Here is an 18,622-nt window from a genome sequence, read left to right on the forward strand (position 1 = left end):
ATTTAATAGATATGATTAAAAATTATCAATATCCTATTTAAGCCTTCTACGTTGAATACCTCTATATTCAACCCACATTAAATGCCTGACTATTAACCGATGCGAAAACTTCAATACACCGGCAAGTTGCTTATTATTTTGTCTTTTGCGGCTATTTATCTTATATGGGGCACTACTTACCTGGTCATATCCATCGGCCTTGAAGAGTTGCCTCCGTTTCTTATGGCCTCTATACGCTTTATCATTGCTGGCGTAATGCTGGCCGGATACTGTCTGTATAAAAAAGAAAAGCTGCCTTCGGCCAGGTCCATTATGAAGAATGCCATTCTGGGTCTGATTGTGCTGGCCGGTGGCCAGGGGCTTTTGATCTGGTCGGAGCAATATATTGCTTCAGGTTACGCCTCCATACTGTCGGCAACACTACCGATCTGGTTTGTGATCATGGATAAGAGCAATTGGAAGAACTACTTTTCCAATCCATTCATTATTACGGGTGTGGTATTGGGATTTCTGGGTATCCTGCTTCTTTTCAAAGACACTCTAAGTGCATCTGCTTTTTCTGAAACTGCCCTTCTGCAACTATACGGCTCACTTGCTGTGCTGATCGGAGCTATTTGCTGGGTGGTAGGCACCTTGTACAACCGCAGTAACCCTGCTCCGGGGTCAATGTATTCAAACCTGGCATGGCAGCTTCTTATGGCATCCTTTATATGCCTTTTTATTAGTTTTTCCACGGGTGAGCTGGCGGGTTTTGATATCTCAGCAGTTACTTACAAGGGTTGGCTATCAGTCATTTACCTTGCCATTGCGGGATCCATAATTGCCTTTATTGCCTATACCTGGCTCCTTACCAAGATGCCTTCGGCCATTGTCAGCACTTATGCTTATATCAATCCGGTGGTGGCAGTGCTCCTGGGCTGGTACCTTGCAGAAGAAGTGATCACCAGATACCAGCTCATAGGCATGGTGGTTATTTTGGGCAGTGCCATACTGGTGAATATTACCAAAAGCCAGGTACAATCGAAAAGCATCGAGGCAGAAGAAGGTGAGCCTGAAATCGAACCTGTAATGAAATTGAAATCATAGTTACGCCAAATTACGTTTATACCAATACGTAATGTCGCAATCCACCCCCTAATTTGTCAGACACGGCACGGGTTGGTCTTTTATGGAGTAACTACTTTTGTAATAGCAATAAACCCCTAATAAAAAGCTATAATGGAAAGCGAAAATTTAAATATCCCCAAACAAAGGTCTCTGAACAAACGATCGATATGGCTGGCACTTAAAGATGCCATTCGGGGCACTGAGGCCGACTATACCCAGATCAGTTTAAGAAAAGCGATTTTCCTGCTGGCCGTGCCCATGATACTGGAGTTGGTGATGGAGTCTACCTTCGCCGTAGTAGATATATATTTTGTAGGTAAACTGGGAGCATCAGCTGTGGCTACAGTTGGCCTTACGGAAACCTACCTATTCCTGCTGTATTCTATTGCTATGGGCTTATCTATGGCAATTACAGCAACTGTGGCCCGACGGACAGGTGAAAAAAATAAGGAAGGAGCCGCCACGGCTGCTGTTCAGTCGATCTTTATTGCCGTGTTAATTTCTCTGCCTTTTTCCATAGCAGGAATTTTCTTTTCAAAAGACCTGCTGATGCTCATGGGAGCTGATGAGTGGAGCATTACCCATGGCTACAAGTATACAAGATGGATGCTAGGCGGAAATGCCATAATTGTTCTCTTGTTTGTAATCAATGCGGTATTTCGTGGAGCTGGCGACGCCGCCATAGCCATGCGTGTGTTATGGATCGCCAATGGTATAAACATTATACTTGACCCCATGCTTATACTTGGCTGGGGGCCGGTGCCTGCTCTGGGTATTGAGGGCGCCGCCATTGCTACCACCATAGGCCGTGGTGTAGGTGTTGCTACCCAGGTCTGGGTGCTGGTGAAAGGTGGAAAGCACATCCGTATCACACTGGAACACATAGCCTGGAACGCAAAAATACTGATGGGCATAATACGTACCTCTCTTGGCGGTGTCGGCCAGATGATCGTGGCCATGACCTCCTGGATATTTCTGATGAGAATACTGGCAGGTATAAGTAGTGAGGCTGTGGCAGGTGCCACCATTGCTATGAGAATCATGCTGTTTACCCTTATGCCTGCATGGGGTCTGTCTAACGCGGCGGCTACTTTAGTTGGTCAAAATCTTGGAGCGGGGAACCCGGATAGAGCGGAAAAGTCCGTCTGGAAGATCGGTTTTTACAATATGATCTTTCTTATCGTAGTATCGCTGATCTATTTCGCTTATAACCGTTCTCTTATCAGCCTGTTTACAGAAGATCGGCAAGTCATCGAAATTGGTGCCGAGTGGCTCAAAATACTGTCTTACTCCTACTTTGTATATGGCTGGTGGATGGTAGCTACACAGGCTTTCAATGGTGCAGGCGATACAAAAACGCCTACAATGATTAACCTGGTGTTTTTCTGGCTTATACAGATCCCTCTTTCTTATTTTCTTGCTATTTCATTGGGATGGGAACATTCGGGTGTTTTCTGGGGAGTATTCTTCTCCGAAACTTCTGTAGCCCTGTTTACCCTGTATCTCTTCAAACGAGGACGCTGGAAGCTGGCTACTGTATAATATTCATTTCACACGCTATTTGAGTTAAGGCTTTTACCTGGTTTCCATAACTTATAAAAGGCCTTAACTCAACTGGCACTAACCTTCTTTATGCAGCTCACCCCACTTTTCCAACTCTATAAGGATACTCTTTAGCGTAGCTCCTTTTTCAGTAAGCTGATACTCCACTCTCGGAGGTATCTCAGGATAGGCAATGCGTGTAATTAAACCATCAGCCTGAAGTTCCTTAAGCTGGGTGATGAGCATCCGCTCAGAAATAGCCGGCAGTTTCTTTTTCAATTCACCGTACCTGAGTTTACCATCAATCAGAAATGCAAGGATGCTGAGCTTCCACCGACCACTTAATATGGCCATAGTATAAGCCATGCCGCAGTCTGCCTCAAGATTCTTCTTATTTAGAGTGTTCGTAGAAGATTTTTTTCTCATTTCTTACAAATTAGTAGGTACCCTACAATTAAGTAGGTACTTGATTATATAAAGGTACTGAATAACCTTTACAACAAAAACACATGATGAAACTCTTAATTCAAGTAGTACACTGGATCGTATATGCGTATTATGTTTATCTTTTTGGCTATGCCAGCCTGTTCAAAGTTTTTCAGAAAGAAAGTATGATGATCAGTATGGACTCTCTCGGGTTTAACAAAACCTGGACGCTGCTGATTGGTTATGGAGAACTTCTGGGTGTGGTTGGATTATTGGTAGGCCTGTGGTTCCATGAAGTTAAAAACATAGCAGTTCTATGGCTTTTCCCGTTTGCCGTTGGGGCTTTGATGGTGCACTTTGCTCACCATGAGTATGAGCATTATTACGCAGCGCTTTTTGGCTGTTTTTCGTCATTAATCCTGCTGGCTACTGACAAGTATTTTAAAATAGCCCTATAAGCTGTTCTTTATCAGAGTTGGCAGTTATCGCTGAACTGTCAACTCTGCCTAAGTTCCCATCTTTGTCCCGATAATTACCCTCCTATGCAGAGCTACCCACGGTAATTACTTTCCCCTGCCATTGTCCGCTAATCCTTTCTGATATAATGAGCTCTTCACCTGAAACCGAGGCTTCGGTAACAAGACCTCCGTGTTTGTCCCAGAATGCGCTTTGCCCTCCTGAAGGACTCCCCCAGGAGGCGCCTCCAAAATTCGACATCAAAACAGGCATCTGGTAACCGGAGGCATATTCACTTAATAGTCTGTGCGCACCAGCAATACCTCCCGGCGAATAAAATATACTGGCTATATAAAAGCTTGCATTTTTTTTCGCTGCTTTCTCAGGATGCTTTCTGTTTTCGATGTCTGCACATATTGCCAAACGAATGGTTTCCCCTTCAAGGGATATAACAGGATCATGATCAAAACTTGAAGCAAAAAACTCATCTTCTCCCTCGTGTAAGAATTGCTTGGTATATAAGGCTAATTGGCCGTCAGGCAAAATGACAAATGATCCTATAAACAACAAGCCATGGGTATATACCGGAGCCCCTGCTATTATGATCATATGGTGCTGTTGTGAAAGCTGGCGTAGTTTATCCAGCCTGCTATCGTCAGGAGTGAAGCTGTATTTATGAGCCAGCTCTCTTTCGTATCCGGTAATTGAAAGTTCGGGAAAAGCAATGAGCTGTACACCATGTTCAGATGCTTCCCTTATCAATTCGTAGTGCCGTTCTAGGTTGGCAGGTATGTCCCCTCTCACGGGTACCGTTTGTGCCGCTGCTATGATCATGATTGAGTGGTTTGTATTTCGGGCGAAATAAAACATTATTTCGGATCAGGAAACCACAAGAGTCAAAATTTATTTTTCAGGAGGAAGTTATCTGGCTTCTACCATAAGCATCACCTCTTCCGGTGGCATGTACAGCCTTCTTATTTTACTTTTATATCTTTCGGGAAGATCAGCATGGTTTAATATATAATTTTTGGTTTCGATTATCCTCCCGGCAAGACCGTGTTGAATAGCATACGTGTCTGCCACACGTTCCGCTCCTATGAGATATGCTTTACTTAGTATGTAGCCGAAACCAAACTTGAGTAATGAGAAGAAGCTCCTGTCTTTATAATCCATTACATGACCCAGCTCATGACCCAGCCAGCCTACAATAACTCCAAATGGAACTGAATGAATAAATATTTTTTCATGGCCGATCCTAAAATAGTGGCTGATAAAAATCACATACTCCCGTTGTCCCCTGCTTTTAAGCATTGTCCTGACCAGCGGTTGAGCCTGCATAAATGATTTCCTGATGTTGTCTTTAAACACAAAGTGTATCCTGGTATTCTTCAGCTCCGGGTAATAGGACAAAGCTGTTAAAATCTCTCTTCTCAGGGTATCAGGAATAACCTTATTTTTGGAAAACTGCTCAAGGTCAATTTCCTGAGGATAGTTTTGTATGGCTATGGCTCCATTATTCATAACCCTACATCTTCAAGAAGCGTGCCCAAGTGTTTTTTCACAGGTTGTGCCAAAATTAATCGTTCTCAATCATACCAAATAAGTTATATTGTGTACTGTTCTCCATACCTTTGAGGAATGAAGATCAACAACCCCGAAATAGAGAAGTACCTCATCCCTCTGAAAATCAAAGAACTTAACAGTATTCAGCAAGCTTCTCTGGAGCAGTATAAACCTGAAAAGGATATGATGCTGCTGGCGCCTACGGGAACCGGTAAAACACTAGCCTTTTTGCTTCCTGCCTTAAACCAACTCCAGTCAGAATCAGAAGCCGTACAAATATTAATACTGGTTCCCTCACGCGAGCTGGCCCTTCAACTGGAGCAGGTGTTTAAAACCATGAGTACTGGTTTTAAGGTTAATTGCTGTTATGGAGGCCATTCTTTTAAAACAGAAACCAATAACCTGCTACACCCTCCTGCTATCCTGATCGGCACACCTGGCAGAATTGCTGATCATCTTAACAGGAAAAGTTTTGAAACGAAACAGATCCGTACTGTAGTCCTGGATGAGTTTGACAAATCTTTGGAACTGGGTTTTGAGGAGGATATGCAATCCATTATTCGGCGTATCCCTCATTTAAAAAGCCGGATTTTAACTTCGGCCACTGAAATGAAGAATATCCCTGACTTTGTCGGTTTTTCAGATCCGGTAGTGATCAATCACCTGTCACAACATCCGGCACCGGATATCGAACTGGTGAATATTCCAACTGACTCGGCAAGTAAACTTGAAACGCTTTTTCAACTGATTTGCAATATTGGGGCTCAGCCTATGCTTGTTTTTTGCAATCATAGAGAAGCCGTTGACAGGATCAGTGATCTGCTCTTCGAAAGGAGTATCATCCATGAGGTATTTCATGGCGGCATGGACCAGGAGGAGCGCGAACGGGCACTTTTAAAATTCAGAAACGGGAGTCACTATGTATTGATAACTACTGACCTGGCTGCAAGAGGCCTTGATATCCCGCAGATCAGGCATATTATTCATTATCAGCTTCCTGTCGGGGAAGATGCCTTCATCCATCGCAACGGAAGAACGGCCAGGATGAAGACCAGTGGCACTGCTTACCTGGTAACAACCGAAAATAATGAAATACCAGCCTATATTAGCCATGACCTGCGCGTAATGTCGCTCAGTATTGATGCCGGAGTTCCGGAAGCACCTGAGTGGGAAACGTTATTCATTAGTGCCGGTAAAAAGGATAAGATCAATAAAGTTGACATTGTGGGTCTTTTCCTGAAAACAGGAGGACTCCAAAAAGATGATCTTGGTCTGATCGAAGTCAAAGACCAGTATGCCTATGCTGCGGTAAAACGCAATCAGGTAAAGGCCATACTCCCAAAGGTAAACAACCAAAAGGTAAAGAGGCAAAAGCTGCGTATCCAGGTAGCCCGGTAATTTCAGGTAAACAGAACCAATTTAAAGTATTCTTAGTTTTAGGGTAATTATTTAGCTAACTTTGCAGCCTTAAATTCGAGAATGGTATGATCGCAGCAAACAATGTTTCTCTACAATACGGTAAGAGAGTCCTTTTTGACGAAGTAAACATCAAATTCAGTGCAGGCAACTGCTACGGTGTTATTGGAGCCAACGGAGCCGGAAAATCCACCTTTTTAAAGATACTTTCAGGAGATATAACTCCGAACTCCGGGAATGTAACTATTGAGCCCGGCAAGAGGATGGCCGTGCTCAAGCAGAACCACTTTGAATTTGACGAGTTCACGGTATTGGATACCGTAATGATGGGCCATACCAAGTTATGGAAGATCATGAAGGAAAAGGACGAGATCTATGCCAAGCCCGATTTTTCTGAAGAAGACGGTATTAAAGCTTCTGAGCTGGAAGCTGAGTTTGCCGAGATGGATGGTTGGAATGCGGAGTCTGATGCTGCTGCGCTTTTAAGCGGCCTGGGTATCGACGAATCAGAGCATTATAACCTGATGAAAGACCTGACTGGTAGTCAGAAAGTAAGGGTACTTTTATCTCAGGCCCTCTTCGGTAACCCTGACATCCTGATCCTGGATGAACCTACCAATGACCTTGACATCCATACGGTAAGCTGGCTGGAAGATTTTCTTCTTGATTTTAAAAATACAGTGATCGTAGTATCTCACGACCGTCACTTTTTAGATACTGTATGCACCCATATCGCCGATATTGATTTTGGTGCCATCAAATTATTTACCGGTAACTATTCATTCTGGTATCAGTCCAGTCAGTTAGCGTTAAGCCAGCGCTCTGCTGCTAACAAGAAAGCTGAAGAAAAGAAAAAAGAACTGCAAGAGTTTATCGCACGCTTTAGTGCCAATGCTTCCAAATCCAAGCAGGCTACCAGCCGAAGGAAGCTTCTCGACAAGATCAATGTTGAAGATATTCAGCCTTCAAACAGACGTTATCCCGCAATCATCTTCAATCAGAAACGTGAGGCCGGAGACCAGATACTTCAAATAGAAGGGCTGAATAAAAAGATAGATGGACGCTCTCTTATCAAAGACCTGGATATTTTTGTTAACAAAGGAGATAAGATCGCTTTTATTGGCAAGGATAGTCTCGCCATCTCTACTCTTTTTCGCATTCTGATGGGGGAAGAAAAAGCTGATTCCGGAGAGTTCAAGTTTGGTCAGACCATCACAACGGCTTATTTGCCCAACGAAAATGAGAAGTACTTTAAAAGCAATGAAAACCTTATAGACTGGCTAAGGCAGTACTCTGATGACGAAAAGGATGAAATATTTATCCGTGGGTTTCTTGGAAAAATGCTCTTTACAGGTGAAGAAACCCTAAAAAAATGCAATGTACTTTCCGGTGGTGAAAAAGTAAGGTGTATGATATCACGGATGATGCTGGCCAGTGCCAACCTGCTGATACTCGACGAACCTACCAACCACCTTGACCTAGAATCTATCACGGCTTTTAACAATGCTTTGAAAGACTTCCCGGGTACAGTCTTGTTCACATCACATGATCATGAGTTTACCCAGACTGTTGCCAACAGGATCATAGAGCTTACACCTAATGGTTTTATGGATAAGCTTATGACCTATGATGACTACATTTCAAGCGAGCAAGTGGCGTCGCAGAGAGAGTCTCTGATGGCATAAAGATATTATAATGAATTTAACCATGACCGGCAACCCGGGCATGGTTAAATTCATAGTTTTATTTGTTCATAACCACCTCAAATACAGTAAGACCTTCATTACACTGTTTGATACTTACCATTCCCCCAAGCCTGTCAGCAATTAATTTGGATTCATAAAGACCGAGCCCGGAACCTTTGGAGGCTTCGGAACCAACAAAAAACATGTCAAAAACCCGCTCTCTTTGCTGGGCAGGGATTCCAATACCGTTGTCTGTAACGGATATTACCACCTGTCCTGGGGCTTGGCCGCGGGCAACACCTATTTTAACCCATTTATTCTTTTGATCGGGGTCCTGAAACTGAACAGCGTTGAGTATAATATTTTCGAGCAATATTCTGAAGAGAAATTGATCTGACCGCAGGCTTATTTCCGCATCGATATCATATTCAAATTTAATGTGATGGAGCTCCTCAGTCTTGGTGATAGACTTAATAATCTGATCCAAAATAGCCTCAATATCCAGCAGACTTTTGGTCACAGGGGTTTTCTTATTTTGGTGTGTACGCAGCAGCCTGCCCAGCATATGGTCCATTTCAAATGCTACTTTCTCCAGGAAGTTCAAAAATTCGAGTCCCTTCTTATCCTTCACCTCCAGCTGCCCGAGGTGGCATAAGCCAAGTATCCTGGCCAGCGGGCCCCGAAGGTCATGGGCCGAGCGGTACGCAAACTCATCAAAGTTTTTATTGGTAGTCACCAATTGACTATAAGCATCATTCAGGTCACGTGTGCGCTCATCTACCTTAGCTTCCAGTGTTTTATAAGCATTGGAATTATCAAGCCCGATAGCGATATAGGTGGCCAACGCACTCAGCAAATCAAATTGATATTGCGAGTAGTCATTCTCGTTAGGGCTTTGCACGCTCAGCACTCCGATAACACGGTCTTCTACCAGCAGGGGAATACACATTAATGATGCTAACAACTTATTCTTCACTTCTTCGATAGATGGAAGGTACTGCTGGTATTCATTTCTGGCATTTCCCAACCATATAGGCTTTTTATTTCTGACAGCCCAGCTTGTAAACCTGTTTCCTGACACTTCGGTTTCATAGCCAGGCATTCTTTCCCCTTTGAATATGCACAAGGCAAAATTTATCTTACCGCTTTCCTCATCATATATACCTATACCGAATTCCGTGGCATCCATTAAGTTAGTCACATGCTCATGTACTTTTACTATGATCTTTTCAAAGTCAAGCATAGAAGAAATTTCCCTGCCTATTTCACTGATTATACGAATGTTCTTGTATGATTTCTCCAACTGCTTTCTCTGCATTTCCAACTCTTCATTCTGAGCGAGAATCTCATCATTCTGGGCAAGCACTTCATCATTGATCAGCACCACCTCTTCCTGCTTTAACTGCAGTTGCTCATGTGCCGCTATCAGCTTCTTGTTTTTCTCCTCAAGCTGGCGGCTTTTATGATCAATCTCCGCTGTTCTTTCTTCCACCAGCTTTTCAAGCCTGCCTTTCTGTTCTTTAATATTATAAACCCTGTACCGGTGCACGCCAATTACAAGTCCTACAAGTAAAGCGCCCGATAGCAGCTTAAACCACCATGTTTGCCAATAAGGGGGAGTTATTATCAGCGTGAGGGTAGCCGGCTCCATTTTCCAGATACCATCATTATTTGATGCCTTAATTTTAAATGTATACTCACCGGGAGGCACATTGGTATAGCTTGCAAAACGTAAGCTACCTTGTGTATAGACCCATTCCTTGTCAAAGCCTTCTAAAATATATGCGTAGCGATTTTTGGAGGGGTTGGAGAAGTGTAATGCAGCAAATTCAAAAGCTATTGAATTTTGATGATACGCAAGTTGCAGTTTATCCATGAAATGGACATGTTTGCCGAGATAAATACCTTGGGATGAGTCCCTAAGCTCAACAGCCTTGTTAAAAAGTCTGATGCTTGTGATGGCTACCTGTGGTAAGGTCTCATTATCAAAAACTTCCTCCGGTCTGAAATAGTTGAGACCATTTATTCCACCGAAAAATAATTCTCCGTCAGGCGCCCTGTAAAATGATCCTGTATTGAATTCATTAGCTTGTAACCCGTCGTTACGATCGTAGTTCCGAAAGGTACCGGTGATCGGATTGAGGCGTGACAAACCTTTATTGGTGCTTACCCATATATAATGATCATCGTCTTCCAAAACACCATAGGTGTGATTATTGGCCAGTCCTTCATTTACTGTATAATGCTCAAATATCCCCTTTTCCCTATTCACCAGCTTGTTTAATCCCCTGCCGGCAGTGGCAACCCAAACTGTATTGTTATGGTCAACCAATACTGATTTTATATAGTTGTCGGAAAGGCTTTCCGGGTCATTAAGATCATAGTAATAGTTTGTCCATTGGTTTGTAGTCTTATTATACATATTCAGTCCATTCCAGGTACCTATCCACAGGTTCCCGTCATGGTCTTCATCTATGGCATAATTTACCTCAAGGCTGCTTATAGAATTTTTCAGGCTGTCAGGTCTGTAGTTAATAAACCGGTCTGTACCCCGCTCATACCTGAAAAGACCTTTCCCATTAGACCCTATCCACATTGTTCCGTCACTATCCTCATAAAACATACGCACATCAGTTGCCTTAAAAGCATACGGGTCGTCCGGGTCCGGCTCGAATCGCCTGAATTTACCTGTTACGGTATTGTACCAGCTCAGCCCTCCATCGCTGGTGCCTATCCACAGTATATTGTCACTATCGAGGCATAAACGGCGAACTACATTGCCATTCATACTATTGGAGTTGCCGGGATCACCAAAAAATCGGGTAACCTCCCCTGTCTTACGGTCAACGTAATTTAATCCCGGGTTTGTACCAACCCATATATTTCCATCACGATCCTTGGTTATAGCCCTTACAATATTGCTGGATAAAGAATTTGGATCGTTCTCTTTGTATTCCAACGTCTTAAATTTAGAAGCATACAGGTCAAACTTATTTAGTCCGCCAAAATATGTGCCTACCCACAATACATTAGACCTGTCTTCATATAGAGTGGTTATCCAGTTATTGCTCAGGCTGCTCAGGTCACCCTCATCTTTTTTGTATTGGGATACAGTTATTTTACCACCTGCTTCCACCAACCGGTTAAGGCCATTCCTGGTACCCACCCATATGTGCCCTTTGCTATCCTGAAAAATATCCGTAACCCTGTTATCAGAAATATTTTGATCATGTGAACCGCTCCCAAAAAGCTCAAACTCATTCGTCTTATGATTATATATATTGAGGCCATTCTGTGTACCTATCCAAAGCCGCTTCTGCCTATCCTCATAAATAGAGGTTATATAATTGCTACTTAGTGAATTAGGAGTATTTGCATGGTAATATCTTTGGAACTTCCCCTTTTGCCGGGAGTATTTATTTAACCCCTCTTCAGTGCCTACCCAAAGATTATTTTCATGGTCTTCAAAAAGGGCGGTAATTACACTACTACTTAAGCTGGAAGGGTCATTATTTTTATGCCGAAAATATACCACCTCACCTCCTACAGAGTCAATCCTGTTGAGACCGTCTGCTGTACCTGCCCATAACACTCCCTGACTATCCACAAGAATACAATTGACATCGTTGGCAGATAACTGTTGCGTGCCGCTGCCTGCTCTGAGATGTGTAAAGTCGTCACTGGATATATCAACAAGATCCAGGCCGACTATAGTGCTTACCAGCAGCCTGTTTTGGCCATAATTAAGGACTTCAGTAGTATAGTTATGTAGTAGTGTGTTATGGTTTTTAAGGTCATTGGTATAGGTAATGAATTCATACCCGTCATACCTGTTGAGTCCATCCTGGGTGGCTACCCATAGAAAACCCTGATCATCCTGGGTGATAGACATGACTGTATTTTGAGAAAGGCCATTATCTATGGTCAGCCTTTCAAACCTGATGTCATTTATCTGCGCAAAAGTGGCATGAAACAGAGAGATTAATAACAGGTTTACCAGAACTATTCCCGCATAAAGTCTGATTTTCATTAATTTAAGAAGCTCAACTTTTTATAAACAATTTCTATTATAATAAATATACTCTTAATTCTTTTAAACCCGAACACGTCAGCAATAAGTTTGTTAATAATTTAACATATAAAATGAAGCATAAGTAAGAGAGATCGAAAGCTGGAATTAAGAGTATTATCTCCAGAAAATCAATCTAAAAAGAGAGGTGGTGAGGGTTATTTTCTTGTTGGGTGCAAATTTAAGTAATATCGCATTCAAAGATGACTTGTTTTTCCTTGAGCCCACCATTCTGCCCCACTTAATGCTTTGTCTAACTCAAATTCTTTAACATCAGGGTGAATAATACCTCGATCTCCACAGCGATTAAGTCATTTAAAACTATTCAAAATGATAAGTCTGCTGGCTGCGACAGTGAGCAGGCTTATCTGACCTTAATTTAAAATGTCGGAAGAACCTTAACTACAAGAATTGTAAATAAAACACTAAACAAGAAGAAACCCCATTCTTTGATAATATACATAATGCCATACTGTCTATACCTTAATGCAAAAAGGGCAGTTATGGCTAACAGGCTAACAATACTGACTGCCGCTGGATAGATTATTAATGTACCAAACCCAGGCATATAATTATACCTGACATACATGAAACATAGCAGATAGGCTAAGGTTGCTATAAAAAATATTACTTTAAGAATTTTCATATCTAATTACAACCAATAATATAAAATAAGTTTTTCATTAGTTACAATCTTCATATTCAGAAACAGGCAGTTCACCTGATAATACCTTCTCTAATTTGTTCTATTATCGTGGCCGAGCCTCCATTTCCCATGTTGTGAATGATAAATGCCAATATCAAAGCACCGGCAGAAATTTAATAGCGAAAAAGGTATACATAATACTAAAGAATAAAAAACCCAGTTCCTTGGCTATTAATTTAAAGGTGTTCCTTTGTTTTCTAACTGAAAATATTACAATTATAACCAGTGTTAGCAAGCTTAATAAAGCTGGTATTATAATCATTGCGCCATTTAAAGCATTTGTGTATCTCACATACATAAAGTCAAGTAAATAGACTACCGTCGACATAAAAAAGACTATTTTAAGCATTTCAGTAGACTTTCGATTATAATCTATGATTACCAGATATAAATATAGAAATGCTAAAAATGTCGGGAAAGCAAAGGTTAAAACTACACCAAATACAAATGTAATAGAGCTATATTCCATTAGTATAACCGATGGAGTACACAATCCACAAATTATAAAAAGTATAATGACTATTCGCTTCAAAATTTTTTCAGCTTTTTTCATAGTGCTCATTTTAATCACAACCTGACTCACTTATAGGTTTCATTTCCCATTTAATCCTTCACTTAATTAGTCATCACTCCTTCACAAACTGGCGCATCTCCCCTTCGTATTGCATAAGAAATCCCTTTTTATTTAATTTAAACTTACGCCTTTCATGTGTTCCACTGATTGGGTATGCATTATTATCCATTTGAAGATTTACCAACAATACCACCTCTTGGGATTTAAACTGATACAATGGTATATCAAGAGGATAATAACCAGGACACCCAATTTTTAAGGTGTCCTGCATTGAGACATAATCAAGTTCAACAATTCGTGTGTTATACCCGGTTGCCTGAATACTGTAACCAGTTTCAGGTTTAGTAACTTTGATTACAGGTGGCACAACCTCCTTCTCTTTATTAGTAACAACCAAGAAAAGTTTAGTCTTCTTCGCCTGAACTGAGGTAAGTACCTCATATTCTGAATAATATTCGCCCCCGCAACTTTTATCATAATACAGATGAATTTGATCATCATCAATAAGATAATATCCCTGACCAAAATAATGGTTATGACTATGATGATCAGAAAATGTAAACCGGTCAGGCTCATTAAAGGAATATTTAATAGTTACTTCAGGAATCGGATCCTCAGTAACATAATTACCTATTAACTTCTGACCTGCCACTTCCAACGGTTGCAAAGAAAGCAGTAACAATGCTATAACAGCAGTGTAACACCTATTCAGGACAATTTGCTGATACCCCTTTTTGAGGCTTGTAGTTTCCGTCATTATCTAATCCGTTTAATTCAATATTAATTACGTTTGAAATATCTAATCTGCTCAAGCACAAACTCTGGAGGTGTACCATCTGGGATTTTTTCTTTCATTAGTATGTTACTCACTATAAAGTCGCCACCTGCAGCTTCATAAATAAGGACATAACTATAAATGAGATAATAAAGGATATTAAACTTAAATAACTAAGTGCTTTATGTTTGGATCTATTTGCCATCTTTACAACTATCCACGCAATGACAAAAATCATTGAGAACAAAAAATAGTAGCCTATTAGGGACATCCACCCCAGGTTTAGCACATCCCAATTGACTATTTGAAATATGGTAAATCCAATAAATCCAATAGAAGTTATTATGTGAAAGTATTTAGTCATATTAAATATTAGTTACAGTCCTTATATTCTGATACAGACAATTCTCCCTTTAGAACCTTTACCATCATTTAAGGTCGGGTCTTCTATTTTATAGTTGCAACCTCGTGTACCTAACTATTCAATATTACTTATAATAGAAGATGTCAGCACCCAGGATGTAACAAATAAAATAAAACTGACTATGCTTAAAGCAATATTTAAAGCAGTTTTTTTCCTGAATAGAAAGTATATCCAAAAGCCTATAAATGGCAGGCTAGCTAGCAGTTGGTATGCAAATAAGGTAGCTAAGCCATAAGTACCTTCCCAATATTTGATATCCATGTATGAGACATAGCCAAACCCCAAGCTGGCGACAATGTAAAATAAGTTTTTCATTAGTTACAATCTTTATATTCAGAAACAGGCAATTCTCCGGAAAGAACTTTCTCAAGTTTGTCATAGTCAGGCCTTTCTCTTGTAGGTTCAATGACTGCCGCAGAGCCACCAATGCTCTCTACATAATCTTTTATCTTGTTTTGATAAGAAGTCCAAACAGGGTTTGCCAGATCCATTATATCCTGTTCTACAGCAAACATAGTTAATTCCCTAAAGCCAGCTTCACCTAATCCGGTTAATCTATCAACGCCCCTTGTATAAAAGGTATAGCTACCATCATCTTGCTTCTCAAAGCCAAACATTCTTTTACCACTAACAGGATGAGTGAAGTTTCTGGGGTCAGTTATAGTAGCAAAAGTCCAGCTAGAAGCGTTATGTTGGATGCAAACTACTGATCCATCATTAAACATGCTAATACTTAAGACACTGCCCACGCAAGTTTGCTGATGTAACCATTTATTATCTTCTGCAAATAGGCTGGGATGAGGAGTAAATGTAGCACCATTAAGTTCATTGATCAGCACAGTTCTAATCTGCTCAAGCACAAACTCAGGAGGCGTACCAGCAGGTAATGTTACGTTTACGGGGAAATAATCCATATTAACGACTACTCCGCTGGCATCCTCTAACTCCTGCACCTGCCAGTCGTCGTATGGACTGAAGCTGTCAACAATGTTCGGGTCGCCTTCCTCCAGTTCCGCAAATCTGTCAATAATGGATTGCGGGACTTCAGCAGTCGCGACATCCTGCCATTTTTGCAAATCTTCACAAGAAATATCATCTATTAAAGCAAAGGGATTCTCCGCTAGCATGCTATTTAAAAAAGAAATGATCTTCTTCTCAACCAAAATACCAATCGGGTCCTCCCCACACGCATCAGAATAGGTTGCAGCAATCTCAGGATCATCGCATAAATTAATATCGTCAAAGTCCCCTCCATCGCAGACTGTCCTGAAAAAATAGAGTCCTAAACCAGCAGTTCGACAATCAATAAATAATCCACCCGTGGTACTGGAAGTACCCCACTCACAATCGGAGCTTCCCCCACCTGTCGAACCACCGCTACTAGCGGAACCACCACCTGAGGAACCACCGCCTGTCGAACCGCCACCACCAGTGGAGCCGCCTCCGGTACTTCCACCTGAACCCGTACCGCCGCCAGTATTACCGCCACCGGTTCCGGAACCTGATCCGCCGCCGCCACCTCCGCCGCCTGTTGAACCACCTCCGTCCCCATCACACGCCGTTCGTCCATTCTTTTTGATGTAATTTCCTGTCTCAGTGCCTCTTCCATTGTTAAAAGCAACTTCGACCAGCAGTGTCCGGTTGATATCCAACACTTTTAAGGTACCTGTAAATGTTCTGGTCTCAAATTCTCCGCCCTTTTCCATGAGCCAACCCTTGTCAGGCTCATATCTGGTGATATAAGGATAGATCTCCCCCTTATGATCTCTCAAAACAATATTTTCAAAGCCCGGATCTTCCGGGGCTGTTGATAATATCAACGAATACCTGACAATATCTTTGTAAGGATTTTCAACTTTTATGGCCTCTGATAGCTTCACTTCGCCAAAATCGAAACTTTGTGTTCTCCCATTGGATGAGCCTGAAGGGTTAAAGCCCTGAAGTATATTCATCAAATGAGCATCCTCCCGGGCGTTGATGTTTTCATAAGTGACTTTTTCTACGTTCACCGCTTCTTTTACAACCTTCTCTTCAGTACAGGAGAGCCATAAAAAAGGGATTAAGAAGAGCATGCAAACTTGTAATGTTTTGTTTTTCATTATTCAGCATTTAAGGTTTATTGTTGATCCGGTGTTCTGACCAATCAAGTGAAACAAATGATTAAAGTAAGTATAGGGGCGGTATTAGTATAGCTCAGTTCTCCGGTATATTCACCGGGTCTTTGATCAGGAATAGTTGCAGGGTTTCGCGCAGGTGGCGGAGCTGTTCTACGTGGCCTTTCATGCTGTAGTGCATCAGCTCAAAGCCACACTCGCAGACTTCGAGCTGGTTGGCACGCTGCCCCGGCTCGCAGAGGCCGTTTTCGTAGATGAGCTGCGCAAAGTCCATATTGGTGCTTTCGTAGGCTTCGGCCCAGCAGGGTCGTGTTTTTTATCAGATTATTGAGGCTCTCCAGCAGGAGGCTGTACTTGTTGAGGGAGGCTCCCCAGGGAGTATTGGTGTTTTCCATAATTCACATGTTGTGATCTTTTATTATCATTTCGAGGCCAATAACAGGTTGCGTAGCCTATTATTAGCGTTTGCCAATTTATCATATATGGGGATGCTTAAACCTATGGCTGCTATCGTGGAGGCGTTGGTATTTCCTGATCGCGTGACCGGAAAAGAACCAGTTAAATTTTGACAGGCCATTTTAAAAGTTTTCAAAACTATTATTATTATCCGTTAATAAAAAAGCAAATTAATGCCGTTACTTACATACTCAGACCGTACTCTCATAGCTTTTACAAAGCTTTAACATATTGTTAATCAGATTGTTTACTGTTTTTAATGTGACAATGAGCCCAATTGTCTTACATCAGAGCAAACAATACTATCAAAAGTGCGGCGGTTGTTTTGTTTATTGACTTAGGTTATTTGTTGACTGGTTTTGCACAAAAGGCAAACTGTTGATGGTTTCTTCATATTCATACAATACCCGCTGGTATTCTTCTGTTCCTGGCAGCAGCTCAGGCACAAATACACGGCCCAAATAAGCAAGCCAGTTCAAAGCATTATTATGCTGTAATGAATCAGCTACACTTATATGGCTTTGCATTACAAACTAACAAACTAATTAATAGCCAACCACAAGTAAAAGAGATTTTATAAGACGGGCTGCGGCTTCATTGTACTTAATGTTATAAGACTTATAAAATGGTTTGGTCAAACGGTCAATTTGATCTAATAATATACATAGAAATTTTATCTGTTATCAATTGCATTCGGTAGTTAATATGCACGAAAGCGTATAATTTCCTTTCCAGCATTTAAAATTAATCGGTTGCTAAAATTAGCTGAAGAATACTGGTCGATAACCACTTTATGTACCTTTACAATGCTCAAAACATAATTGTCATTTAAACAATTACCCTCAATACTTTGGGGCATTCCCAAAAAAAGGCATAAAAAAAGCCGGCAAAAAGCCGGCTTGATTTCAAATGCACTATATATTCTTTATATATAAATTAAGCAAGTTTCACGTTCACTGCATTCAAACCCTTTCTTCCTTCTACAAGGTCGAAAGTAACTTCGTCATTTTCTCGGATTTCGTCAATTAAACCTGATACATGTACAAAGTATTCTTTGTTGTCATCGCTATCTTTTACGAATCCATAACCTTTAGATTCATTAAAGAATTTTACTGTTCCTTCTTTCATTATTAAATTTTAAAATATGTGGCAAAAGTAACTAAAAAAACTTCCGTTTCTCATAAGTTACGGACTTTTATTTATTGCTTTAACGCTGCCTTACATAAAAAGTTATTGCCCGCAAAGAATTATTTTTTAGAAAAAAGTCTCCCTTATATACCCATTAAAAGCTATTCTCCTCTGTTTGAGA

Annotated in this window: 14 protein-coding genes; 5 read left to right on the top strand and 9 right to left on the bottom strand. The window is 41.1% G+C overall.

Going from position 1 to position 18,622, the window contains the following annotated elements; all coding sequences use genetic code 11:
- The first annotated feature begins 99 nt into the window (after window positions 1-99).
- A complete protein-coding gene (locus LVD17_RS24250) occupies window positions 100-1,086 on the top strand; it encodes an EamA family transporter (protein ID WP_233762214.1) in 987 nt (328 codons plus the stop codon).
- Between the two features lie 132 nt (window positions 1,087-1,218).
- Entirely contained in the window at window positions 1,219-2,649 is a 1,431-nt protein-coding gene (locus LVD17_RS24255) for an MATE family efflux transporter (protein WP_306415960.1), read from the top strand.
- A 78-nt stretch (window positions 2,650-2,727) separates the two neighbouring features.
- Here the strand turns inward: LVD17_RS24255 and LVD17_RS24260 are convergent, their stop codons facing one another.
- A complete protein-coding gene (locus LVD17_RS24260) occupies window positions 2,728-3,075 on the bottom strand; it encodes a winged helix-turn-helix transcriptional regulator (protein ID WP_233762216.1) in 348 nt (115 codons plus the stop codon).
- An 83-nt stretch (window positions 3,076-3,158) separates the two neighbouring features.
- Here LVD17_RS24260 and LVD17_RS24265 point away from each other — a divergent pair, with 83 nt between their 5' ends.
- Window positions 3,159-3,533 carry a DoxX family protein gene (locus LVD17_RS24265; protein ID WP_233762218.1) on the top strand — a complete coding sequence of 125 codons (375 nt, stop codon included), beginning with the start codon at window positions 3,159-3,161 and terminating at the stop codon, window positions 3,531-3,533.
- A gap of 82 nt (window positions 3,534-3,615) precedes the next feature.
- Here LVD17_RS24265 and LVD17_RS24270 read toward each other — a convergent pair whose 3' ends face one another.
- Window positions 3,616-4,365, bottom strand: coding sequence for a carbon-nitrogen hydrolase family protein (locus LVD17_RS24270; protein ID WP_233762220.1), 750 nt, complete (start codon window positions 4,363-4,365; stop codon window positions 3,616-3,618).
- Window positions 4,366-4,452: 87 nt separating this feature from the next.
- Window positions 4,453-5,052 carry a hypothetical protein gene (locus LVD17_RS24275; protein ID WP_233762222.1) on the bottom strand — a complete coding sequence of 200 codons (600 nt, stop codon included), beginning with the start codon at window positions 5,050-5,052 and terminating at the stop codon, window positions 4,453-4,455.
- A 117-nt stretch (window positions 5,053-5,169) separates the two neighbouring features.
- Between LVD17_RS24275 and LVD17_RS24280 the strand changes: the two genes are divergently transcribed.
- The gene (locus LVD17_RS24280; protein ID WP_233762224.1) at window positions 5,170-6,492 is read left to right on the top strand and encodes a DEAD/DEAH box helicase; all 1,323 of its coding nucleotides are present in this window, start codon (window positions 5,170-5,172) and stop codon (window positions 6,490-6,492) included.
- An 86-nt stretch (window positions 6,493-6,578) separates the two neighbouring features.
- Window positions 6,579-8,195 (top strand): ABC-F family ATP-binding cassette domain-containing protein, encoded by a 1,617-nt coding sequence (locus LVD17_RS24285; protein ID WP_233762226.1) that lies wholly within the window; start codon window positions 6,579-6,581, stop codon window positions 8,193-8,195.
- A gap of 58 nt (window positions 8,196-8,253) precedes the next feature.
- Here LVD17_RS24285 and LVD17_RS24290 read toward each other — a convergent pair whose 3' ends face one another.
- The 6 genes from LVD17_RS24290 to LVD17_RS24315 form a co-directional block, all read right to left on the bottom strand.
- Window positions 8,254-12,225 carry a two-component regulator propeller domain-containing protein gene (locus LVD17_RS24290; RefSeq protein WP_233762228.1) on the bottom strand — a complete coding sequence of 1,324 codons (3,972 nt, stop codon included), beginning with the start codon at window positions 12,223-12,225 and terminating at the stop codon, window positions 8,254-8,256.
- A gap of 1,371 nt (window positions 12,226-13,596) precedes the next feature.
- On the bottom strand, window positions 13,597-14,301 hold the full coding sequence (locus LVD17_RS24295; protein ID WP_233762230.1) for a hypothetical protein: 705 nt from the start codon (window positions 14,299-14,301) through the stop codon (window positions 13,597-13,599).
- 756 nt (window positions 14,302-15,057) lie between these two features.
- Window positions 15,058-16,842, bottom strand: coding sequence for a hypothetical protein (locus tag LVD17_RS24300; RefSeq protein WP_233762232.1), 1,785 nt, complete (start codon window positions 16,840-16,842; stop codon window positions 15,058-15,060).
- A 94-nt stretch (window positions 16,843-16,936) separates the two neighbouring features.
- The gene (locus tag LVD17_RS24305) at window positions 16,937-17,131 is read right to left on the bottom strand and encodes a hypothetical protein (protein WP_233762233.1); all 195 of its coding nucleotides are present in this window, start codon (window positions 17,129-17,131) and stop codon (window positions 16,937-16,939) included.
- A 511-nt stretch (window positions 17,132-17,642) separates the two neighbouring features.
- Complete coding sequence (locus tag LVD17_RS24310) at window positions 17,643-17,840, bottom strand: hypothetical protein (RefSeq protein ID WP_233762235.1); 198 nt, start codon at window positions 17,838-17,840, stop codon at window positions 17,643-17,645.
- 409 nt (window positions 17,841-18,249) lie between these two features.
- Window positions 18,250-18,441 carry a cold-shock protein gene (locus LVD17_RS24315; protein ID WP_202855174.1) on the bottom strand — a complete coding sequence of 64 codons (192 nt, stop codon included), beginning with the start codon at window positions 18,439-18,441 and terminating at the stop codon, window positions 18,250-18,252.
- Window positions 18,442-18,622 lie beyond the last annotated feature (181 nt).

It is taken from the genome of Fulvivirga ulvae, assembly GCF_021389975.1.
In the GTDB taxonomy this organism is placed as follows: Bacteria; Bacteroidota; Bacteroidia; order Cytophagales; family Cyclobacteriaceae; genus Fulvivirga; species Fulvivirga ulvae.